This window comes from Streptomyces sp. NPDC090108 (assembly GCF_044747185.1).
Lineage (GTDB): Bacteria > Actinomycetota > Actinomycetes > Streptomycetales > Streptomycetaceae > Streptomyces.
Map to the genome: position 1 here is coordinate 189,196 of NZ_JBIVDQ010000003.1, position 20,063 is coordinate 209,258.

At 72.5% G+C, this 20,063-nt stretch carries 15 protein-coding genes; 8 read left to right on the forward strand and 7 right to left on the reverse strand.

Going from position 1 to position 20,063, the window contains the following annotated elements:
* The first annotated feature begins 29 nt into the window (after positions 1 to 29).
* Both ACIPRD_RS10995 and ACIPRD_RS11000 read left to right on the forward strand, forming a co-directional pair.
* On the forward strand, positions 30 to 1,349 hold the full coding sequence (locus ACIPRD_RS10995) for an MFS transporter (RefSeq protein WP_401562185.1): 1,320 nt from the start codon (positions 30 to 32) through the stop codon (positions 1,347 to 1,349).
* Positions 1,350 to 1,590: 241 nt separating this feature from the next.
* Positions 1,591 to 2,439: a ribonuclease BN gene (locus tag ACIPRD_RS11000; protein WP_401562187.1), complete on the forward strand. Its 849-nt coding sequence runs from the start codon at positions 1,591 to 1,593 to the stop codon at positions 2,437 to 2,439.
* A 39-nt stretch (positions 2,440 to 2,478) separates the two neighbouring features.
* Here ACIPRD_RS11000 and ACIPRD_RS11005 read toward each other — a convergent pair whose 3' ends face one another.
* Positions 2,479 to 4,905, reverse strand: coding sequence for a SpoIIE family protein phosphatase (locus ACIPRD_RS11005; RefSeq protein WP_401562189.1), 2,427 nt, complete (start codon positions 4,903 to 4,905; stop codon positions 2,479 to 2,481).
* 484 nt (positions 4,906 to 5,389) lie between these two features.
* Here ACIPRD_RS11005 and ACIPRD_RS11010 point away from each other — a divergent pair, with 484 nt between their 5' ends.
* From ACIPRD_RS11010 to ACIPRD_RS11025, 4 genes are all read left to right on the forward strand, one after another.
* Complete coding sequence (locus ACIPRD_RS11010; protein ID WP_356402769.1) at positions 5,390 to 6,868, forward strand: glutamate-cysteine ligase family protein; 1,479 nt, start codon at positions 5,390 to 5,392, stop codon at positions 6,866 to 6,868.
* Positions 6,869 to 6,981: 113 nt separating this feature from the next.
* On the forward strand, positions 6,982 to 7,668 hold the full coding sequence (locus tag ACIPRD_RS11015; RefSeq protein ID WP_401562191.1) for a DUF6215 domain-containing protein: 687 nt from the start codon (positions 6,982 to 6,984) through the stop codon (positions 7,666 to 7,668).
* 461 nt (positions 7,669 to 8,129) lie between these two features.
* Entirely contained in the window at positions 8,130 to 8,891 is a 762-nt protein-coding gene (locus ACIPRD_RS11020; protein WP_356402775.1) for a pentapeptide repeat-containing protein, read from the forward strand.
* 247 nt (positions 8,892 to 9,138) lie between these two features.
* Complete coding sequence (locus ACIPRD_RS11025; protein ID WP_401562193.1) at positions 9,139 to 10,626, forward strand: AMP-binding protein; 1,488 nt, start codon at positions 9,139 to 9,141, stop codon at positions 10,624 to 10,626.
* A gap of 203 nt (positions 10,627 to 10,829) precedes the next feature.
* Here ACIPRD_RS11025 and ACIPRD_RS11030 read toward each other — a convergent pair whose 3' ends face one another.
* Positions 10,830 to 11,678, reverse strand: coding sequence for a LysR family transcriptional regulator (locus ACIPRD_RS11030; RefSeq protein ID WP_401562195.1), 849 nt, complete (start codon positions 11,676 to 11,678; stop codon positions 10,830 to 10,832).
* 83 nt (positions 11,679 to 11,761) lie between these two features.
* On the opposite strand from ACIPRD_RS11030, the gene ACIPRD_RS11035 reads away from it, so the two are divergent.
* Positions 11,762 to 12,499: an NADPH-dependent F420 reductase gene (locus ACIPRD_RS11035; protein ID WP_401562197.1), complete on the forward strand. Its 738-nt coding sequence runs from the start codon at positions 11,762 to 11,764 to the stop codon at positions 12,497 to 12,499.
* A 97-nt stretch (positions 12,500 to 12,596) separates the two neighbouring features.
* Here ACIPRD_RS11035 and ACIPRD_RS11040 read toward each other — a convergent pair whose 3' ends face one another.
* From ACIPRD_RS11040 to ACIPRD_RS11060, 5 genes are all read right to left on the reverse strand, one after another.
* On the reverse strand, positions 12,597 to 14,204 hold the full coding sequence (locus ACIPRD_RS11040) for a phytoene desaturase family protein (protein WP_401562199.1): 1,608 nt from the start codon (positions 14,202 to 14,204) through the stop codon (positions 12,597 to 12,599).
* Positions 14,197 to 14,700 carry an SRPBCC family protein gene (locus tag ACIPRD_RS11045; protein WP_401562200.1) on the reverse strand — a complete coding sequence of 168 codons (504 nt, stop codon included), beginning with the start codon at positions 14,698 to 14,700 and terminating at the stop codon, positions 14,197 to 14,199. Before ACIPRD_RS11045 ends, ACIPRD_RS11040 begins: the two co-directional genes overlap by 8 nt.
* Before the next feature lie 93 nt (positions 14,701 to 14,793).
* Positions 14,794 to 16,311, reverse strand: a complete 1,518-nt coding sequence (locus tag ACIPRD_RS11050; RefSeq protein ID WP_401562202.1) for a catalase — start codon at positions 16,309 to 16,311, stop codon at positions 14,794 to 14,796.
* A gap of 357 nt (positions 16,312 to 16,668) precedes the next feature.
* On the reverse strand, positions 16,669 to 17,367 hold the full coding sequence (locus tag ACIPRD_RS11055) for an SDR family oxidoreductase (protein ID WP_401562204.1): 699 nt from the start codon (positions 17,365 to 17,367) through the stop codon (positions 16,669 to 16,671).
* Positions 17,368 to 17,528: 161 nt separating this feature from the next.
* On the reverse strand, positions 17,529 to 18,668 hold the full coding sequence (locus tag ACIPRD_RS11060) for a ferritin-like protein (protein WP_401562205.1): 1,140 nt from the start codon (positions 18,666 to 18,668) through the stop codon (positions 17,529 to 17,531).
* 542 nt (positions 18,669 to 19,210) lie between these two features.
* On the opposite strand from ACIPRD_RS11060, the gene ACIPRD_RS11065 reads away from it, so the two are divergent.
* On the forward strand, positions 19,211 to 19,942 hold the full coding sequence (locus ACIPRD_RS11065) for a hypothetical protein (protein ID WP_401562207.1): 732 nt from the start codon (positions 19,211 to 19,213) through the stop codon (positions 19,940 to 19,942).
* Positions 19,943 to 20,063: the final 121 nt, after the last annotated feature.

Sequence of the window (20,063 nt, forward strand, 5' to 3'; positions counted from 1 at the left end):
CGACGGGTGACAACAGGTTGACTGTCGGCATGACCACGACACCAGCCTCACGGACCTCCGGCCCGCGGGAAGAGCGTGCCACCCGCGCGGGAGGTCTGCTGCCCGCCGACCCCGTGCTGCGCGTCGCCACCGTGCTGACCGCCGCCAACTCCCTGGGCAACGGGCTGTACTTACCCCTCGGCATCCTCTACTTCACCCGCATCATCGGCCTCGACGCGACCGCGGTGGGGCTCGGGATGACCCTCGCCGGGCTGGTGGGGGTGGTCGCCGGGGTACCGGCGGGCCGCGCCGCCGACCGCTGGGGCGCCCGCCGCACCGGCGCGCTGCTGTGGGGCGGCACGGGTCTGGCCACGGCCGCGTACACGCTGGTGCACTCCTACGCCGGGTTCCTCATCACGGCCGTCTGCGCGACGGGGCTGATGGCCGCGAGCCGCGCGGTCCAGGGCGCGGTGTACGCGGAGGTGCTGCCGGCGGCGACGCGGGTGGAGGCGCGGGCGTATCTGCGCATGGTGACGAACGTGGGGATGGGACTGGGCGGGGCGCTCGGCGCGATCGCCCTGCAACTGGACACGCGTGACGCCTACATGGCCGTCATCCTGCTGAACGCCCTGTCCTTCGCGGGTCCGGCGGTGCTGCTGCCCAGGCTGCCGCTGGCTCCGCATGTACGGGAGCGCGCGGCACCGGCGGCCGGCGCCCCGGAGGCCGACCGCTGGCGTGCGGTGCGCGACCTGCCGTTCCTCGCCGTGACCGGGCTCAACACCGTGCTGGTGGTGCAGTACACGCTGTCCGAGGTCGGGCTGCCGCTGTGGATCGTGGAGCGGACCGAGGCGCCGCGCTGGACGGCCGCGCTGCTGATGGTCGTCAACTGCGTGCTGGTGGCGCTCCTCCAGGTCCGTGCCGCCCGCCGTTCCTCCCAAGTGGCCACCGCGGTGCGGGCGATGGGCTGGTCGGGGCTGCTGCTCGCGGCGGCCTGCGCGGTGTACGCCCTGTCCGCCGGGCTGTCCCCGCTGTGGGCGGTGCTGTCGCTGACCGCCGGTGCCGTGGTGCAGGTCTTCGCGGAGGTGCTGTCGGCGGCGGGCGGCTGGACCCTCGGCTACGAGCTGGCCGACGCCCGCGCGCACGGCGTCTACCAGGGCGTGTTCAGCACCGGCATGTCGGCGGGGATGATGGCGGGGCCCACGCTGGTCACGGTCACCGCGATCGCGCACGGCACCCTCGGGTGGGCGGTGCTCGGCGCGGTGTTCGCCGCGGCCGGTCTCGCGGTGGCACCCGCGGTCCGCTGGGCCCAGCGCGACGGCGCGTGGCGGGGCGAGCCGGTCCAGGAGCAGCCGTCCGGCGTGACTCCCTGAGCGGAGGGCGTGCCCCCTGACGGAACGGGCGGCGGACGCAGCCACCCGCGCCCGCCGCACGGCGCCCGCACCCACGGCCTACCACCCACGCCCCGTCGCCCACCGCTGCGCGCCCCTCGGAGGGCGGTCCGCCACCCGGACCGCCGTCCGGCCGGGCGCGTGCGGCCCGATGGACCGATGATCGGAAGAGAGACAGCAGACCCTTCCGGTCCTCGTGCGGCGAACAGGGGAGGAACGGCCCGTGAAGCAGTGGCGGCGCGGCCTCCACCGCGTTTGGGAGTGGATCGCTCTGCCCACCCTGCTCCGGTGGGGCAAGGAGCTGGAGCTGCTGCACCGGGCCATGGGGTTCGCCACGCTGGCGCTGGTCACGCTCGCCCCGCTGCTGATCGTGGTCGCCGCCGCCGATCCCCTGGTGCGGGGCGGCTTCTCGTCGTGGCTGGCGGACGGCATGGGGCTGTCGGGGAAGTCCGCGCAGATCCTCACCGACATCTTCAGCCCTCCGCACGAGGTCATCGGCACCATCAGCGCATGGAGTGTGGTCCTGCTCGCCCTGTTCGGCATCTCCTTCGGCAGCAGTGTGCAGAACGGTTTCGAACGGATCTGGAACCTGACGGCGGGGCCCTGGCACCGGGTGTGGCGGCAGGCGACCTGGCTGGTGGTGCTGATGGCCTACCTGTACCAGGAGGTGCAGACCAAGACGACGATGTTCGGGATCCAGCGGATCGTGGTGACGACGGTCAGCACGGTGCTGTTCTTCTGGTGGGGTCCGCGCTTCCTGCTCGGCGGCCAGGTCCGCTGGCGCGATCTGCTGCCGGGAGCCCTCGCCACGATCGTGGGCCTGGCCGGTCTGCGCGCCTTCTCCGAGCTCGTCTTCGCCCCGCTGATCGTCACCAACGCGCTCAGCTACGGCGCCGTCGGCACCGTGCTGGTCGTGGAGTCGTGGCTGATCGGCGTCGGATTCGTCGTGTACGGCGGCGCGCTGTTCGGCCGCTGGTTCTGCGAGCACCACTGGGTGCCGGGCCACGGCCACGACCATGACGAGGAAGGACGGGCGAGGAAGGACGAACGGGGCACGACGGACGGGGAATGAGGGACGGGGGACGCAAGGTGACGGCGGCCACGGCACGCGTCAGGCCAGTTCCTGCTCCGCCCAGATGATCTTCCCGTCGGCCGTGTACCGGGCGCCCCACCGGTGGGCGAGCTGGGCGACGAGGAAGAGGCCACGCCCGCCCTCGTCGGTGCTGCGGGCGTGCCGCAGCCGCGGGGCGGTGCTGCTGTGGTCGGAGATCTCGCAGGTCAGACGGGCGTCGCTGAGGAGCCGCAGCCGGATGGGGGGCGTGGCGTAGCGGATGGCGTTGGTGACCAGTTCGCTCACGACGAGCTCCGTCGTCATGGCCAGCGCCCCGAGCCCCCAGTCCTCGACCTGCCGGGTCGCCTCGGCGCGTATGCGCCCGACGGCGGCCGGTTCGGGGGGCACGTCCCAGGTCGCGATGCGGGCGGGCGCAAGGAGGTGGGTGCGGGCCAGCAGGAGCGCGATGTCGTCGGGCTGCGGGACGGGCACGAGCTGCCGTACGGCGGAGCCGCACAGAGTGACGAGGTCGGTGCCGGTGTCGCCGAGCACCTCGCCGAGGCGGGCCATGCCGTGCTCCATGTCGTGCTCCGGGCCCTCCACGAGACCGTCGGTGTAGAGGCCGAGAAGGCTGTTCTCCGCCAGTTCGATCTCGGTGGACTCGAACCCCATACCGCCGAGGCCGAGAGGGGGGCCGGCGGGGATCTCGGGGAAGGAGGCGTGGCCGTCGGGGGTCACGACCACGGGTGGCGGGTGACCGGCCCGGGCCATGGCGCACCGGCCGGTGACGGGGTCGTACACGGCGTACAGGCAGGTCGCGCCGGTGAAGGTGGGCGTGTCGCGGTGGGCCGTGGCGGGGTCCGCGGATTCGTCGCTCAGCCGCAGCACGAGGTCGTCGAGGTGGGCGAGGAGTTCGTCGGGGGGCATCTCCATGTCGGCGAGCGTCTGGACCGCGGTGCGCAGCCGGCCCATGCCGGCGGCCGCGCCGATGCCGTGGCCCACGACGTCGCCGACGACGAGGCCCACGCGGGCCCCGGACAGAGGGATCACGTCGAACCAGTCGCCGCCCACCCCGTCGGTCGGGTCGGCCGGCCGGTAGGAGGAGGCCACCTCCAGGGCGGTGCCGCCCGTCAGGGCCTGCGGCAGGAGGCTGCGCTGCAGGGTGACCGCGGCGGTGTGCTCCCGGGTGTAGCGGCGGGCGTTGTCGACGCAGATCGCCGCCCGGGCCACCAGTTCGCGGGCCAGGAGCACGTCGTCGGGTCCGAAGGACACCGGGTTGAGCGAGCGGAAGAACGTGGTCAGCCCGAGCGCGGTGTCGCGGGCGCGCATCGGCACCGCGATCAGGGAGTGCAGGCCGTACTCGCGGATGCGGGCGATCCGCAGGGGCTGCTCGGCCGGGTCCTGGCCGTCGGGCGGATCGAGGACCGGGATGAGGACGGGATCCCCGTGGTCGAGCAGGTCACCGGCGTGGGGCGCGGGGACGAAGCCCGCCATCTCGCCGACCCCGACGAACGCGCCGGAGCCCTCACCGCTCACCGAGCGCATGCCGGCCCGCCGCATGACCGTACCCGCGCGGGCGGGCCCCGCGTCGGTCAGCCACGCCCCCTGGCCCTCGCTGCTGAGCACGCGCTCCAGCAGGTCCACGACGACGTGGTCGGCGAAGCGGGGTACGGCGAAATCGGCGAGTTCCTGGGCCGTGCGCAGCACGTCGAGGGTCGTGCCGATGCTGGTGCCGGCCTCGTTCACCAGGGACAGCAGGCGGCGCGCGTTCCAGCGTTCGGTGACGTCGGAGACCATGTAGCAGACCCCGGAGACGGCGTCGGCCGCGTCCGTCAGCGGGAAGAACGAGGTCGAGTACGCGCGCTCGCGGTGCGGATCGGCCCAGCTCCAGCCGACGTACTCGTAGTCCATCACCGGCTCCCTGGTGGCCAGCACCTTGCGCATCCGCCCTTCCAGGGCGTCGGCCTGCATGCCGGGCAGCAGTTCGCTCAGGCGCCGGCCGAGGCGCTGCTCGCGGGGGACACCGCCGAAGCGCTCCAGGGTCTCGTTCACCCAGACGTAGCGCAGTTCGGGGTCCATGACGGCCATGCCGACGGGCGCGCAGGCCAGGAATCCCTCCAGGACGGAGTCGTCCACCTCCCACTGCGAGCAGAGGGAGCGCGCCGAGACGAGGAAGCACTCCTCCTCGGCCATGGAGAAGACCGCGGAGACGCGCAGGTCGACGTCCGTGCGGCGGCCGTCGCCGTCGCGCAGGGCGGCGAGGCCGCTCCAGCCGGCTCCGGCGCGGCACCGGTCGGCGATGCGGGCGGCCCGTACCGGGTCCTCGGCCGCGTCCAGCAGGCGGGCGGCGGTACGGCCGACGACGTCCTGGGCGGGGAGGCCCAGCAGCTCCTCGGCGCCCCGGGTCCAGCCGGTCACCACGCCCCGTGCCGTGATCACCGCCACCGCGTCGGTCGACGCGTCGAAGCCCTTCCGCGCAGATTCCATCGGTTCCTTCCTCGACAGCACCATGGTCCCGCTTGTCCGCCCGGCGCGCACGGGGCGGGCGGACGGGGGTGCACGGGGAGGGGCCCGGGGGTGCACGGGGCGGGGCCCGGGGATGCACGGGGCGGGGCCCGGGGATGCACGGGGCGGGGCGTGAGCGGCGGCGGGCGGGCGCGGGAACGCGAAGATCGGGGTGACGCCCCCTGGCGGAGGGGCGCCGAGACGCCTCCGCAGGGGGCCGCGGTGCGGGCAGCGGCGACGGCGACGACGTCCGGGCGGTCACCCTGCGCGTCCGGCCGTGCGGTCCCGGGACGGGTGCGGCCGCCGGGACGGGTGCGGCCGGGGCACGTGCGGCCGCCGGGACGGGGCGCGCCGGGGCGCGGGCGCCCGTCCGCGTGGTGGGCCCCGGCCGGTGATGCGACGCTGGGGGCGGAGGTGACGCTGGGGTCAGAGCTGTCCGTCCGAGAAGCGGAATCCAGGAGGGCCGATGGGGCGTGACGTCCCGGCGCTCGTCTTCACCCGCGAGGACCGCCGCCGGTACCGGATCAAGATGCAGGAGTGCCTCGACGCGTTCGCGCAGATGCTGCGCGAGTCACGGTTCGAGTCCGAACGGCCGCAGGTGGGGCTGGAGATCGAGCTGAACCTGGTGGACTCCGACGCGGAGCCGGTGATGCGGAACGCCGACGTGCTGGAGGCGATCGCGGACCCGGCCTGGTCCACCGAACTCGGCCGGTTCAACCTGGAGATCAACGTCCCGCCCCGCCGGCTGACCGCGGGCGGCCCGGACGCCTGGGAGTCGGAGATCCGGGCGGCGCTCAACCACGCCGACGAGCGCGCCCGTTCGGTCGGCGCGCACCTCATGATGACCGGCATCCTGCCCACGCTGCGCCAGGACGACATCGGGGAGGAGTCGCTCTCGGAGAACCCGCGCTACCACCTCCTCAACGACCAGGTCTTCGCGGCCCGGGGTGAGGACCTGCGCATCGAGATCGACGGCGTCGACCGGTTGCGGACGTACGCGGACACCATCACCCCGGAAGCCGCGTGCACGAGCACCCAGTTCCATCTCCAGGTGTCCCCCGAGAACTTCGCCCCGTACTGGAACGCGGCCCAGGCCATCGCGGGAGTGCAGGTGGCGCTGGCGGCCAACTCGCCGTTCCTGTTCGGCAAGGAGCTGTGGCACGAGACCAGGATCCCGCTGTTCGAGCAGGCGACCGACACGCGCCCCGAGGAGATCAAGGTCCAGGGGGTGCGGCCCCGGGTGTGGTTCGGCGAACGCTGGATCAACAGCGTCTTCGATCTGTTCGAGGAGAACCTGCGCTACTTCCCGGCCCTGCTGCCGCTGTGCGACGACCAGGACCCGGCGCAGACACTGGACCGCGGTGACGTCCCCGAGCTGTCCGAACTCACCCTGCACAACGGCACGATCTACCGCTGGAACCGCCCGGTCTACGCGGTCGTCCACGACCGTCCGCACGTGCGCGTGGAGAACCGGGTGCTGCCCGCGGGCCCGACCGTCGCGGACGTCCTCGCCAACGGGGCCTTCTACTACGGCCTCACCCGCGCCCTGGTGGAGGAGGACCGGCCGGTGTGGTCGCGGATGTCGTTCGCCGCGGCCGAGGAGAACCTCCACACTGCGGCCCGGCACGGCATCGACGCCCGCCTGTACTGGCCGGGCACGGGCGAGGTGCCGGTGCCCGAACTGGTCCTCAGACGGCTGCTGCCGCTGGCGCACCGGGGTCTCGAGCGCTCCGGCATGGACGAGGCGTGGCGCGAGCCGCTGCTCGGCATCATCGAGCAGCGGTGTGTCGCCGCCCGCAACGGGGCGGTGTGGCAGAAGGAGATGTTCCACCGCATCGAGTCGTCCACCCGGGCGGGCCGCCACGAGGCCCTGCGTCGGATGACGGCGCTCTACATGGACTACATGCACCTCAACGCTCCCGTGCACACCTGGCCCGTCGACTGACCCGGACCGTGCGCGGCCACGGGGAACACCTGGGGAATTCCCGGGTGCGCGGCGGAAAGACCGGCGTATAGGCTCCGCCTGGCATGACCGGGGGAACGGTGGAGGTGGGGGGCATGACCGACGTTTCGGTAGCCGAGAAGGGGCACAACGCGGGGGTCCAGGCGGTCGCGGCGGTGCTGGCCGTCGGGGGTGCCTTCGGGGGCCTGTGGGCGCTGGGCAACGTGCAGGGGAACACCACGTCGGCGAAGGGGCCGGCGGCGTGCTCGCACGACGACGACCGGCAGGTGTCCCGGCGGGTCTCCGCGCACCGCCTGTGCACCGCGCTGAACCGGACGGATCTGCCGGTGCTCCTCGGCGCGCCGCAGGAGGAGGCGCGGACGGCGTACGGCTCGGAGAGCTCCTTCTCGGGCGCCGACGGTTCCAAGGTGGCCATGCCCTCGGCCGAGGTCGACACCAAGACCTACTCCGTGCAGCTCACGGCGTCGGACGACCGTTACCCCGTCTCCGAGACGGCGAGCCTGATGGGTACGGGCGCCGAGAAGCGCACGCTGCTGGGTCATCCGGCGGTGCTGTACTCGGACCACACGATCGCGATCCGTTTCCGTCTGGACGGCGGCAGGACCGAGAGCGGTACGGGCGGCATCGCGCGGCATCTGATGGTCGCCCTGGACCCGGAGGACGGGGGCGGATCGTTCGAACTCGCCCTCTGGCGCCAGGACGACGGCACCCCCGACGACGCGGCGCTGCTGCGCGTCGCGGAACAGGTGCTGCCCACGGTCCCCGGCTGGAAGGCCGGCTGACCTCGCACGAACGCCGGGCCGGGCGGAGACCCTAGGGGGCGTCTCCCCGATCTTCGTGGGTCCGCGACGATCGAAGAGACGCCCCCTAGGAACGATCGCGGTCTCGGGATCGTCACGTATCGGCGGCTACGGCCCGGTGCGGGGGCGGGACTTGCTGAAATTACGTCATGACCACGCCCAGCCCTCGTACGGGTGCAGGCCTCACGCGGTTGCACCGGATCGCCGAGCGACGGCGCCGCCGGCAGCCGGCCGGGGCAGCACCCCTGCCGCACGCCGCCGTAGCCCCCGCGGGGTCGGCCGCGGCCGACCCCGGTGCCGGGTCGCGGTCGCCCGCGGCCCCCGCGACGCCGACGACGGACACCGCTGCCGGCCCGACCGCTGCGCCGCCCGTCGGCAGTGGGCCGCCGGGTCCCGGGGCAACGGCGAACGGCAGCCCTTGGTGGACGCGGACGGAACGCTCGATGTCCCTCCTGGTGAGCGTCGCGACCCTGACCGCCGCCTGGTTCACCTGGATGACGATCCAGCAGGCCGGCACCGAGCAGCAGTTGGCCCGGGACGGGCAGGTGACCGACCGGTACACGGCCGCGGTGACGAACCTGGGCGACTCCGCGGAGGAAGTGCGGATCGGCGGCATGTACGCGCTTCAGCGCATCGCCCAGGACTCACCCCGCGACGCGCCCACCGTCGTCCAGGTCCTGGCCGCCTACGTCCGCAGTCACTCACCCGAGGCACGGACGGGCACCGTGGGGGTGGGCCGGCCGGCCAACGACGTCCAGGCCGCCCTGACCATTCTGGCCGCCCCTCTCGCCAGGAACACCCCCGTCGACCTGCATCACGCGGACCTGCACGGCGCGGTGCTGCCCGCCGCCCACCTGGACGGTGCGGACCTGGACGGCACGAACCTGACGAACGCGAACCTGCGCGGCGCGGACCTGCACGGCGCTTTCCTGACCGGTACGAACCTGGGCGCAGCGGACCTGTACGGCGCGAACATGCGCGGCACCCTCATGGGTCCGCGCCGGAAGACGACCCTGGCCGAGACGCAGCGGCGAGGCGGCTCCTTCGCCGAGACGGATCTGAGTCTCGCGGACCTCACCGACGCGGACCTCACCGGCGCGGACCTGAGCCACGCGACCCTGGGTGGCGCGATCATGGACGGCGTGAAGGGCTACGGCCTCCCCTCGTCGAACACCCCGCAGCCCGGTCCGTCCTCGGCACACTGAGCAATCGCGGCACCGGAGCACCGAGGCGCCGCCGGCGCGATCAGCCGGTGGCCTCCGCCGCACGGCACGGAAGCCCGTGTCGGGGAACGGGCGGGGTGGCAGCTTCATCCACCCTGTCCGGCGGAAAGTGTGATCACTTTCCCTCTCATGGAGCGTTCCCGCCGCTCTAGTCTCGCTCACGACACGCGGCTGTCCCACACCCTCGCTCCCGCCACTCCCCCATCGAGCAAGACCCGGAGGTGCTGCTGTGACTTTCCTGCCCGAGGACGGATTCCCGCTGTCCGAGATTCCCGGGGCGTACGCCGCCGAGACCGGAGACACCGTTGCGGTCCGCGCAGGAACCCGGTCGCTGACGTGGACGGAACTCCACCGCGCAAGCAACCGGATCGCGCGGGGCCTGATGGCGGCCGGCGCGACCACCGGCCGTTTGGTGACCCTGCTGCTGCCCAACTCGACGGACCTGATCCTGGCCGTGTTCGCGTGCTACAAGGCGGGGACGACCCCACAGGTCCTCTCGCCGCGGATGACGCACGTCGAACTCGACGAGATCCTCGGACTCGGCTCCCCCGCCGTGGTGGTGACCGAACCGGGCGGCGGCCCGCTCGTCGGCCGCCCAGGGGTGGTGACGACCGTCGAGGACCTGGGACACGGGCAGCCCGACGGCGACCTGGAGCCGAGGATCGCGACGTGGTGGAAGGCCCCGACCTCCGGAGGATCCACCGGCCGCCCGAAGATCATCCTGTCCGGCCGGCCCGCGGTGACCTCCGGCTTCGATCAGGAGATGTGGGGCATCGCGGCGCGGGAGCAGGCGCTGGTCACCGCACCGCTGCACCACAACGCCCCGTTCGTCACCGCGCTTTCGACCCTCTTCCTCGGCGGTACGGTGACCCTGCTGACCAGGTTCGACGCCGAGGGGACGCTGGCCGCGGCCGACGAGCACGACGCGACCTGGCTGTATCTGGTCCCCACGATGATGCGCAGGATCACGGCTCTCCCGGACGAGGTCCGCGGCCGGTACTCGCTCGCGTCCCTGCGCTCGGCCTGGCACTGCGCCGAACCGTGCCCGGCCTGGCTGAAGCGGAAGTGGATCGAGTGGCTGGGCCCCGAGCGGATCTGGGAACTGTACGCGGGCACGGAGGCCGAGGCGGGCTGCACGCTCCGCGGGGACGAATGGCTCGCCCACGCCGGCTCCGTGGGGCAGGTCACGTGGGGGGAGATGAAGCTGCTCGACGCCGATGGTGCCGAGATCACCCGGCCGGACGTCTCCGGCGAGATCTACATGCGGGTGACCCCGGGGACCGACGCCACCTACCACTACATCGGTGCCGAACCCACGACGCGCGACGGCTGGTCCTCTCTCGGGGACATGGGCCGTTTCGACGCCGACGGCTACCTGTATCTGCACGACCGCCGCTCGGACATGATCACGGTGGGCGGTGTCAACGTGTACCCGGCGGAGATCGAGGCCGCGCTGGTCGAGCACGAGCAGGTGCTGACCGCGGTCGTGATCGGCCTTCCCGACGCCGACACCGGTAACCGGCTGCACGCGATCGTCCATACGCCGGAAGAGGCCGAGGTCACCGCGGACGGCATCCGGTCCTTCCTCGACGGCCGGCTGTCCCGGCACAAGCTGCCGAAGTCGATCGAGCTGGTCCACGAGTCGCTGCGCGACGAGGCCGGCAAGGTCCGCCGTTCGGCCCTGCGCTCCCGACGGGTCACCGAGTCGCCCCGATGACGGCACCCGGCCCTCGGCCGCGCTTCTCCGACCAGGACTTACCCGGCACATGATCACCGAGCGAGTGTTCCCCGGCGCCACCGTACGGCGGGGCGGCATCGGCGGCGGTCGACCACGACGACCACGTCGGATCGTGTCCCGCGCAGGTCCTGGATGTCCACCCGCCTGCGGAACATCGCGTTCGTCGGAGGGTGCGGGGGTGGTCAGTCGGAGAACGCGGCGACGTACGACGCCGCGCATGTCTTCGGTGTGGCGCGGGAGGTCACGACGTGTCCGGCGACGGTCACCGGCGGGTCGAGCGGCACCTGGGTCATCCTGCCGGAACGCGGTGCGGCGAACTGTTCGGCCGGCATCAGCGTCCAGGTCCCGGGTTGTCGGCTGACCTCGAACAGTACGTTGACCAGGTCCCCGGCGGGCGGTGCCGGCGGCGCGACGGGCAGGGCGGCGAGGAGGGCGTCGTGCAGGGGCGGGTCAGTGTCGCGCGCGGGCAGTCGCAGTCCGGTGGGGTCGAGGTCCAGCAGACCGAGCGACGGCGCACCGGCGGCCGGGTGGTCGGTCGACAGCACCGCGTGCAGCGGCTCGGACCAACTGGGCATCACCCGAAGTCCGGGCTCCGTGACCGCGCCGCGGACCAGCGCGAGGTCCAGGCTGCCGTCGCGGACGGCGTCCAGACGCGCGGTCACCGGCAGGTCGACGAGGTGGGGAACGGCGGGGCGTTCGCTGTCGCGCAGACGGGCCAGGGCCCGGTCGAGCCGTGCGGTGACGCAGGACGCCACGCCGATGCGCAGCGGGGCCGCCTCCTCGCCGGCGACCACCCGGACGCGGGCCGCGGCGGCCAGAGTCTCCTGGGCTGCCGTCAGCACCCGCTCGCCCACCGCGGTGAGCCGGACGCTGCGCGACGTGCGCTCGAGCAACTGGACGCCGAGTTCCCGTTCGAGCCGGACGATCTGCTGGCTGACCGCCGATTGCACGATGTGCAGCCGTTCGGCCGCCCGGCCGAAGTGCAGCTCTTCGGACACGGTCACGAAATACTGCAACGCCCTCAGTTCCACCCCTCTGATCTATCACGAAAGGTGATCGCTGACTCGTGATCCTGATGATTGTTCACGCATCCCGCATCGGGTGAGCTGTCCGTATGAAGACACCGATACTTGGCATCATCGGCACCGGCATGGTCGGCACAGGGGTGGCCCGTCGCGCCGTCGCCGCCGGCGTCCATGTCGTCCTGAGCAACTCGCGCGGCCCGCGGACTCTGGCCGCCTTGGTCGCCGAACTCGGCCCCCGGGCCAGGGCCGCCACCCCGGCCGTCGCCGCCGCCGAAGCCGATCTCGTCCTGGCCGCGGTGCCGCTGACCGCCCGCAAGCGGTTGCCGATCGCCGGACTCGTCGGCAAGACGGTCATCGACCCGATGAACTACGCGATCTACCCCGGGGCGGAGATCGCGGAGCTCGACGACAACGCGTCGACCTCCAGCGAGCTCGTCCAGCGTGATCTGCCGGGCACCCGTGTGGTGAAGGCCTTCCACAACATCGGCCCCCGGCAGCTCCAGTCCCTGGCCCGCCCGGCCGGAGCCGAGGACCGTACGGGAATCCCCGTCTCGGGCGACGACCCGGCAGCGAAGAAGGAGGTGGCCGATCTGCTGGATCTGCTGGGGTTCGACGCGGTCGACCTCGGCTCCCTGGCGGAGAGCTGGCGCAGCGAACCCAACACGCCGCTGTACGCCTCCGCCTACACCGGACAGCCTCCCGCCGGCCTCAGCGTCCCGGACGCGGTGGCCTGGTTCCAGAACGCTCCCGGGACGCCGATCTCCGCTGCGAGGATCGCAGAATTGGCCGCGGCCACGGTGCGCGGACCGGCCGGCTTCCGGTTCTAGGGGCCATTCCTCGCTCCGGGGGATCAGGCTGCGGCGTCCGGTGCGGTGCCAACCCGCCCCGCTCCGGGGGCGGATCGCCCGCAGCCGGCCCGGGAAGTCAGCCCCGCCTCGTGAGCACGCGCGCGAGAGCGGTGGCGGTGCGTGCGAGGGGGCGGTGCGTGCCGAGGGCCGCCCGGGCCGCGTTGGCGCCGGGGGCGCCGTGGACGCCACCGCCGGGATGCGCGGACGACGATGCCAGGAAGAGGCCGTGGATCGGTGTCTCGGGGCGGCCGGTGCCGGGAACCGGGCGGAAGAAGGCCTGTTGGTGGAGGTTGGTGGTGCCTCCGTTGATGGCTCCCCCGTCCAGGTTGGCGTCGGTGGCCTGCAGGGTGGGCGGCGCCAGGATGCGCCGGTTCATCACACGGTCGCGGAAGCCGGGAGCGTACCGCTCGACCTGCTGCTCGACGCGGTCCGCCATGGCCTCGCGTTCCGCCCGGTCCCAGGCACCGGTGAGGTGGTCGTCCCCGGCGTCGTCCCGTATCTCCCGGGGCAGGTGGGTGTAGGCCCAGGCGGACTCGGTGCCCGCCGGTGAGCGCGTGGGGTCGGCGGTGGTCATCTGTCCCAGCAGCAGGAACGGCCGGTCGGGGACGAGCCGCATGGCGATCTGGGCGGCGAACCGGGTCAGGTCGTCCACGCTGTCGGCGAGATGGACCGTGCCGGCTCCCGCCGCCTCGCCGGCCTTCCAGGGGATGGGGCCGTCGAGCGCCCAGTCGACTTTGAAGGTGGCGAAGTCCCACTGGAAACGCCGCATGTCCGCGTGCAGACGCTGCGGCAGGTGCTCCGCGGCGATCAGCCGGCCGTACAGCGCGGGGGCGGAGACGTCCGCGAGGACGGCCCGCCGGGCCCGGATCGCGTCACCGTCGGCGGTGCGGACACCGAGGGCCGTGCCGCCTCTGACGACGACCTCGGTCACCCGCGCGCCGCAGCGGACGGTGCCGCTCCGGCGCTCCAGACGGCGGACGAGCGCGCCGGTGAGCGCGCCCGCGCCGCCGACCGGGACGGGGAAGCCGTACTCCTGCCCGAGCATGGTCATCAGCCAGCCGAAGCCTCCACTCGCGGCGGATTCCGGGCCGAGGTCGGCGTGCAGGGCGGTGCCCGCGAGCAGGAGGCGGCCGGCCTCGCCGGAGAACTCCTCCTCGCCGAAGCGCCGTACGGGCAACAGCATGCTGCGGGCCAGTCTCAGGGTGCCTCCGCCCCGCATCCGCAGGGCGAGTGCCACGAGGGATCTCACCGGAGGCATGGTCGTGAACACCGCGCCGAGGAGATCGTCACCCGCCCGGTCCCAGATCGCGCACAGGTCCTTCCAGGACTGTCCGTCGCCCTCCGCGAAGGTCTCCAGCGCGTCCGCGGTGACCTCCCGGTCCCGGTCGAGGACCGCGCAGCGCCCGTCGGGCAGCGGGTGGGCCAGTACGCGGGGCGCGTGGGACCAGCGCAGCCCCTCCCGGTCGAGCCGGAGGCCGGCGATGACCGGAGAGGCCGCGGCCAGCGGATAGAAGGAACTGAACAGGTCGTGGACGTAATCGGGGTGCAGGCCGCGGTCGCTGCGTACGGCCCCGCCGGGAGTGTCCTGTGCCTCCAGCACCTCGACGCTCCAGCCGTGGTCGGCGAGGATGTTGGCCGCCACCAGCCCGTTGGGTCCGGCCCCGATCACCACCGCGTCACTCATGGCTCGCCTCCTCCGGCGGCCGGGGCGCATCACCGATCACGCCGGCGTTCACGGCCCGCGGACCGGTGACCTCTTCCTCCACCGCTCGTGCGAGGTTGCTGAGCATCTTGCGGTGACGGATCTGGATCAGGGCGTCGAGAAGGGAGTTGTGCAGGGTGCCGCCGAGGCCGCGGAGCGGATGCTCGTCCACGAGGACCAGGGTGCCGTCGCCCCACGGACGGATGTCGAAGGCGATACGGGCACTCTGCTGCCCCGCGTGAGCCTCCAGTTCCAGGTAGCGGGGAGGCTCGTAGCGGCGGACCACCGTGAACCCCTCGGTCTTCCTGGGGCCGATCCTGACCGTGTAGGTGAGAGAGGAACCGAGCTCGGGCCATCGCCCCTCGCGCGGTGCGGAGTCCGACGTTCCCACGACCCAGTCGGCGAACCGCGACGGGTCGTCCAGCACGGTCCAGAGTGCGGTCGGTGCGCGCTGGATGAGCTGATGCCGGATCGCCATGTCTCCTCCTCCCGGCCGGCGCCGTGCGGGACAGCCGGCCGCGGCCACCCGTCACTCCGGTCACTCCGGCGACCGAGCGGCCGCGCTCCCGCTTCAGGCCTTGTCCTGCATGCCGCTGCGCGCCGGGTTGCCCTGGTCCGCGGCCTTGGGGTCGGTCTCGTCCGCCTTGGACCGCACGCTCTCCTTGATCCGCTCTCCGGTCTTCTCGTCGATGTTCGACCAGTACGCGAAGGCGCGTTCGAGGACGGGCCCGGAGACGCCGTTGAGGAGATGTCCGGCCACGTTGTCGACGAGCCGGTCCCGGGCGGCGTCGTCCATGACCTCGCGCACCAGCGTCCCGGCCTGGCCCCAGTCGTCGTCCTCGGGATGGTCGACGTACGCGGAACGCGTGATCTCGCCGTCGGCCTCCCAGCCGGGCGGGGTTCCGAAACGAGCGGTGTCGGCGGCGGGGCCGCCCTTGGAGTTCGGGGCGTACACGGGGTCCGTGGTCCTGCGGTAGGCCATCGCCCCGTCCTTCGAGTAGCTGTTGACGTCGACGATGGGCGCGTTGACCGGCAGCTGCTGGTAGTTGGCGCCGATGCGGTGGCGATGGGCGTCGGCGTAGGAGAACAGCCGGGCCAGCAGCATGCGGTCCGGGCTGGGGCCGATGCCCGGCACCAGGTTGTTGGGCTGGACCGCCAGCTGTTCGATCTCGGCGTGGTTGTCGGTGGGGTTGCGGTCCAGCGTCATGCGGCCCACCGGGATGAGCGGGTGGTCGCCGTGCGGCCACACCTTGGTGAGATCGAAGGGATTGAACCGGTACGAGGGCGCGTCGTCGTACGGCATCACCTGGACGTAGAGAGTCCAGCTCGGGAACTCGCCGTCCCTGATGTGCTCGAACAGGTCACGCATGTGGTAATCCGTGTCGACGGCGGCCATCTGGTCGGCCTCGTCCTGGGTGAAGAACTCGATGCCCTGGTCGGTCTTGAAGTGGTACTTCACCCAGAACCGTTCACCCTCGGCGTTGATCCACATGTACGTGTGCGACGTGTAGCCGTTCATGTGGCGCCACGTGCGCGGGATGCCCCGGTCGCCCATCAGCCAGGTGACCTGGTGCGCGGATTCCGGCGAGAGCGTCCAGAAGTCCCACTGCATGTCGTGATCACGCAGGTTGTTGTCGGCGCGGCGCTTCTGCGACCGGATGAAGTGCTGGAATTTCATCGGGTCCTTCACGAAGAACACGGGCGTGTTGTTGCCGACCATGTCGTAGTTGCCCTCGGTGGTGTAGAACTTCACCGCGAAGCCGCGAGGGTCGCGCCACGTGTCCGGGCTGCCCCGCTCACCGGCGACGGTCGAGAACCGCGCGACCAGGTCGGTGCGCGTGCCCGGCTGGAAGAGGGCGGCTTTCGTGTAGGCGCTGACGTCGTTCGTCACCTCGAAATGCCCGAAGGCGCCGCTGCCCTTGGCGTGCGGCTGCCGCTCGGGTATCCGCTCCCGGTTGAACTGCGCCATCTGCTCGATCAGGTAGGCGTCCTGGAGCAGGACCGGCCCCGCGGGGCCGACGGTGAGAGAGTGTTCGTCACTCTCGACCGGCGTGCCCGCATCAGTGGTGGTGTACGGGATCTCACTCATCCTGTCCGATCCTTCCCTCCGAGCGAACCGGTGACTTCGCCGCCGTTGCCACGGCCGTCACAGGCGGGAGCGGCAACGGGCCGGCGCCGCGGTCCGACGCCGCGCCGGATACGGACCCGTGAGGCCCGCGCGCCGTCATTCCGGGTGACCTCGGCATGCGACGGCAAACCTCCTCCCCCGTTCCCGCTGCCCCGACGTCACCCCGGCCGCCCGGTTCCGTCCGCTCCGGTCACCGGGCGCGCACGGCCGCACCCCGCAGGTGAACGGCCCGGGACCGCCCACCTGGGCCGGCCTGCACCGCGCGGTGGGCGGCGGGGGCCAAGGGCGCTCATTCAGGAGGCCGTGGAGAGCGTGGCGTCAGCCGAGCTGCCCGGTCGGCCGCATCGTGATGTTGTTGATGTCCACGCCCGCGGGCTGGTCGACGGCGAAGACGATCGTGTCCGCGATCTGCTCGGCGCTCATCGCCGGCGCCGCCTCGGGGGTGCCGCCGCGCTCGTCCCAGAACGGGGTGTCCACCACCCCAGGAGCGACGACGGTCACGCCGACCCCGTCCTTGCCGACCAGCAGGCGGGTGTTCTCGGCCAGCGCGTGCGCGGCCCACTTGGTGACCGAGTACAGATTGCCCGGTGTGTTGCGCACCCCGGCGACCGAACCGATGACCACGATCCGGCCCTTGGACTCCCTGAGGTGCGGCAGGGTCTCCCGCACCAGCAGGGCCGGGCCCAGGACGTTGGTGAGGACCATGGCGCGCATGTCCTCCGGGGCGTGGCTCTCCAGGTTGCCGGGCAGCGAGAAACCGGCGTTGGCGACGGCGTTGTCCAGTCGGCCCCACGCGTCCACCACGCGGCGCACGGCGGAGGCGACATCGTGCGCGTCGCTGGTGTCGCCCGCGATCGTCAGCAGTCGCTCGCCCGCTCCGGCCGAAGCGGCGAAGGCTGCCAGCTTGTCCGCGTCACGTCCGGTGACGGCCACGCGGTGACCCTGTCCGAGCAGAGCACGGGCGGTGGCGGCGCCGATTCCGGTCGAGCCACCGGTGATCAGCGTGACGGCTTCCATGGGACGGCCTCCTCAGCGATACGGGTCGGGCTGCGCCAGGAGGCCGGACGCCGATGGAGGCGCGGTGGCGCGTGAGTTCGGCCGCATCCGGGTCACCGGCCCCCGGAACGCCTGCACCATACCCAGCGATCTTCACGCCGCTCCGGTACGGTCGGCCGGAGTCAGTCCCTGGGGCGGAACTGAGGACCGTAGGTCTTCGGGGTGCCGGCGACCGGCGTCTCCATCAGGGCCACGGCAGGACTCTCCAGCCCACGCATCTGCCGTACGGCCGTCCTGAGGCTGCGGGGGTCGCCGTCGGCCCATGCCGTGTCCAGCGCTTCGAGCATCGCGCTGTACGTGCTGTCGAACTCGTCCAGGAGCCGCGCCGCTGCGGCGGGTGGCCGGTCCCAGCCGCCTGCCGGGACCCTGGACATGGGCCGTGTGTCGGGGAAGGGGACCGGTGCTCCGGTGAACTGCCATGTTCCGCCCTCCTGACGCAGTCGGCGGCCGTGGTGGATCTCGGCGAAGGCGTAGTAGTGCGCCAGGTGGCCGTCTCCCACACCGTCGGCCGGCGAGACCGAGGTGCCCTCCCCCTGGTCCTTGATGATCTCGATCGCACGCTCGACGTCCTCCAGGGTCCTGACGGGTCCGAGTGTGTCCTCGCCGATCCGTTCGCGCAGCTGCCGGTCCGTGGAGAGGCCGGGTGCCACCGTCTTGAACGCCTTGAGCAGTTCGTCGTAGAAGTGGCCGATGCTGTGGGGATCGGGCGCGCGGTCGGTCAGGGGGGCCGCGGGCGCCTCGATGGCCATCATCACGTCCCGTACGAGCTCTTCGGTCAGGCCCGACAGGTACACGTTGAGTCCGGGATGCACCCCTCCCGGCAGCGGACCGGGGTAGACCGGAGCCGTCTCCCTGATGCGTGGGCGGCCCCCCAGCCCCACCAGCAGATTGCAGACGATGCCGAGGTGGTACATCTCGTCGGAGACGATTCGCCGAATCAGCCTCGCGGCGTCACATTTGCGGTTCCTGATGGACCACCAGCCGCACAGGTACGGCGGGATGGTGGAGAACTCGATCTCCACGGCCGTCTGAAGGGCCGATCTCAGCCAGTCCACGCCGCGTTTCTCCGTGGGGACGGCGACGAGACGGGCCACGGACCCTTGCTGCGGCGGGGCGGGCCGCGGGCGTACGGAGCCGGGGGCGCACGCGGCCACGGAGACCGGTGTGGCCGCTGCCAGCGCGGCCGACGCCAGGAGAGTACGGCGCCGGACGGGAGCACCGGCCGTCTCGTCGGGGAATCCAGGTGTCTCGGCCACCGCCACGGCCGCCTCCGTAACCGCCGGTGATCCCGGCATCGCTCTCGAACCAGGTGCGCGAAGCTAGCAGCGTCGCCGGGGCTCGCCGGGGTGCCCGGAGCGCACGACACGGCTCACCACGCCGTCGGTCCAGCGCCGGGAACCGACCGGCCGTCGTACCCGACTACATGCGGATCGAGGGAAGTTCGTGCCGCCGGAAAGGGTCCGCTCCGGGCCTGCCGGCTGGCCCCTGCCGTCGGCCGACACCCTCGAAGCACGTCAATCCCGACGCCCGTCACCCTCGCCGCTCTGGTGCCCGTGCCGGCGGGCTCGTGGCGTTCGGGTGATCTCGTGGCCTCCACCGTGGAGTTCCGGCGCACCGGCCCGGTCACGGCTCCGGCCGTGGTGGCGCGGCCGGGTACGGTGTCGCTGCAGTGGTCGTCACCGTGCTCATGAATTCCCGGGCGTCCGCTGCGAGGTGCTTCACCTCGTTGTCGGTGGGTCGGAGGGCGGAGGTGCTCACGTACCGCCGTCGACGATCGGACCCCGGGCGCGAGGATGAGCGGACGATGACTGTGCCAGGGTGGTGCCGCACGGCGCGGGCCGGCGTGTTCGCCGCGGTCTGCGTCCTGCTCGCCGCCCTCGGCCACGCGGCCATGTCGGAAGTCGCCGTCCCCTGGTGGGCCATGGCCGCGGGAGCGGCCGGGACCGGCGCGGCAGGCTGGCTGCTGGCCGGGCGGGAACGTGGCCGCACGTCGATCGTCGCGGTCGTGGCCGCTGCTCAGGCCGTCCTCCACGCGGCCTTCTCGCTGTCCCAGCCGTCGGCGTCCGTTCCCACCACCATGTCCCGGACGGGTCGGCCGACCGGCGCGAGCGTCACGGACATGGGGCCGATGGGCTCGATGGACATGGGCTCCATGAGCGGGACGGGCATGCACGCCGGGTCCTTGGGCGGGATGCACCTGTCCGCCGGCCACATGGTTCACGGCATGGCCGGCCTCGGGTATACGCACGGCAGGGGCGGTGGCGCCTCGCTCGGCATGGTCGCCGCGCACCTCCTGGCCGCGGTCCTGTGCGGGCTGTGGCTGGCCCACGGCGAGCGGGCCGTCTTCCGCCTCCTGCGGGCCACGGCGGCCTGGCTGGCGGCTCCGCTGCACCTGCTGCTCGGGACCCTGCCTGCGCCGTTCCGTCGCCCCGCTGTACGCGGGCGCCGTGCTGTCGACGCATCGGCACCGGTGCGGCTGCTGCTGTGCTGTTCCCTCACCTTCCGCGGACCGCCGGTGGGTGCCGCTGTCCGCTGAGACAGCCTGATCCACCGGAGCCCCGTCGCCTCCTGTCCTGCTGTGCCTGTGCCTGTGCGCGCGGGTGTGCCCGGCCTTCGCCGTCTGGCACCGGTGCGCCGCCGAGAGCGGACTGTCCTCC

Coding starts and splice junctions, on each gene's coding strand:
- ACIPRD_RS10995 (WP_401562185.1), top strand. CDS start 30: ATGACCACGACACCAGCCTCACGGACCTCCGGCCCGCGGGAAGAGCGT.
- ACIPRD_RS11005 (WP_401562189.1), bottom strand. CDS start 4,905: ATGGAATCTGCGCGGAAGGGCTTCGACGCGTCGACCGACGCGGTGGCG.
- ACIPRD_RS11010 (WP_356402769.1), top strand. CDS start 5,390: ATGGGGCGTGACGTCCCGGCGCTCGTCTTCACCCGCGAGGACCGCCGC.
- ACIPRD_RS11015 (WP_401562191.1), top strand. CDS start 6,982: ATGACCGACGTTTCGGTAGCCGAGAAGGGGCACAACGCGGGGGTCCAG.
- ACIPRD_RS11020 (WP_356402775.1), top strand. CDS start 8,130: ATGTCCCTCCTGGTGAGCGTCGCGACCCTGACCGCCGCCTGGTTCACC.
- ACIPRD_RS11035 (WP_401562197.1), top strand. CDS start 11,762: ATGAAGACACCGATACTTGGCATCATCGGCACCGGCATGGTCGGCACA.
- ACIPRD_RS11040 (WP_401562199.1), bottom strand. CDS start 14,204: ATGAGTGACGCGGTGGTGATCGGGGCCGGACCCAACGGGCTGGTGGCG.
- ACIPRD_RS11045 (WP_401562200.1), bottom strand. CDS start 14,700: ATGGCGATCCGGCATCAGCTCATCCAGCGCGCACCGACCGCACTCTGG.
- ACIPRD_RS11050 (WP_401562202.1), bottom strand. CDS start 16,311: ATGAGTGAGATCCCGTACACCACCACTGATGCGGGCACGCCGGTCGAG.
- ACIPRD_RS11055 (WP_401562204.1), bottom strand. CDS start 17,367: ATGGAAGCCGTCACGCTGATCACCGGTGGCTCGACCGGAATCGGCGCC.
- ACIPRD_RS11065 (WP_401562207.1), top strand. CDS start 19,211: ATGACTGTGCCAGGGTGGTGCCGCACGGCGCGGGCCGGCGTGTTCGCC.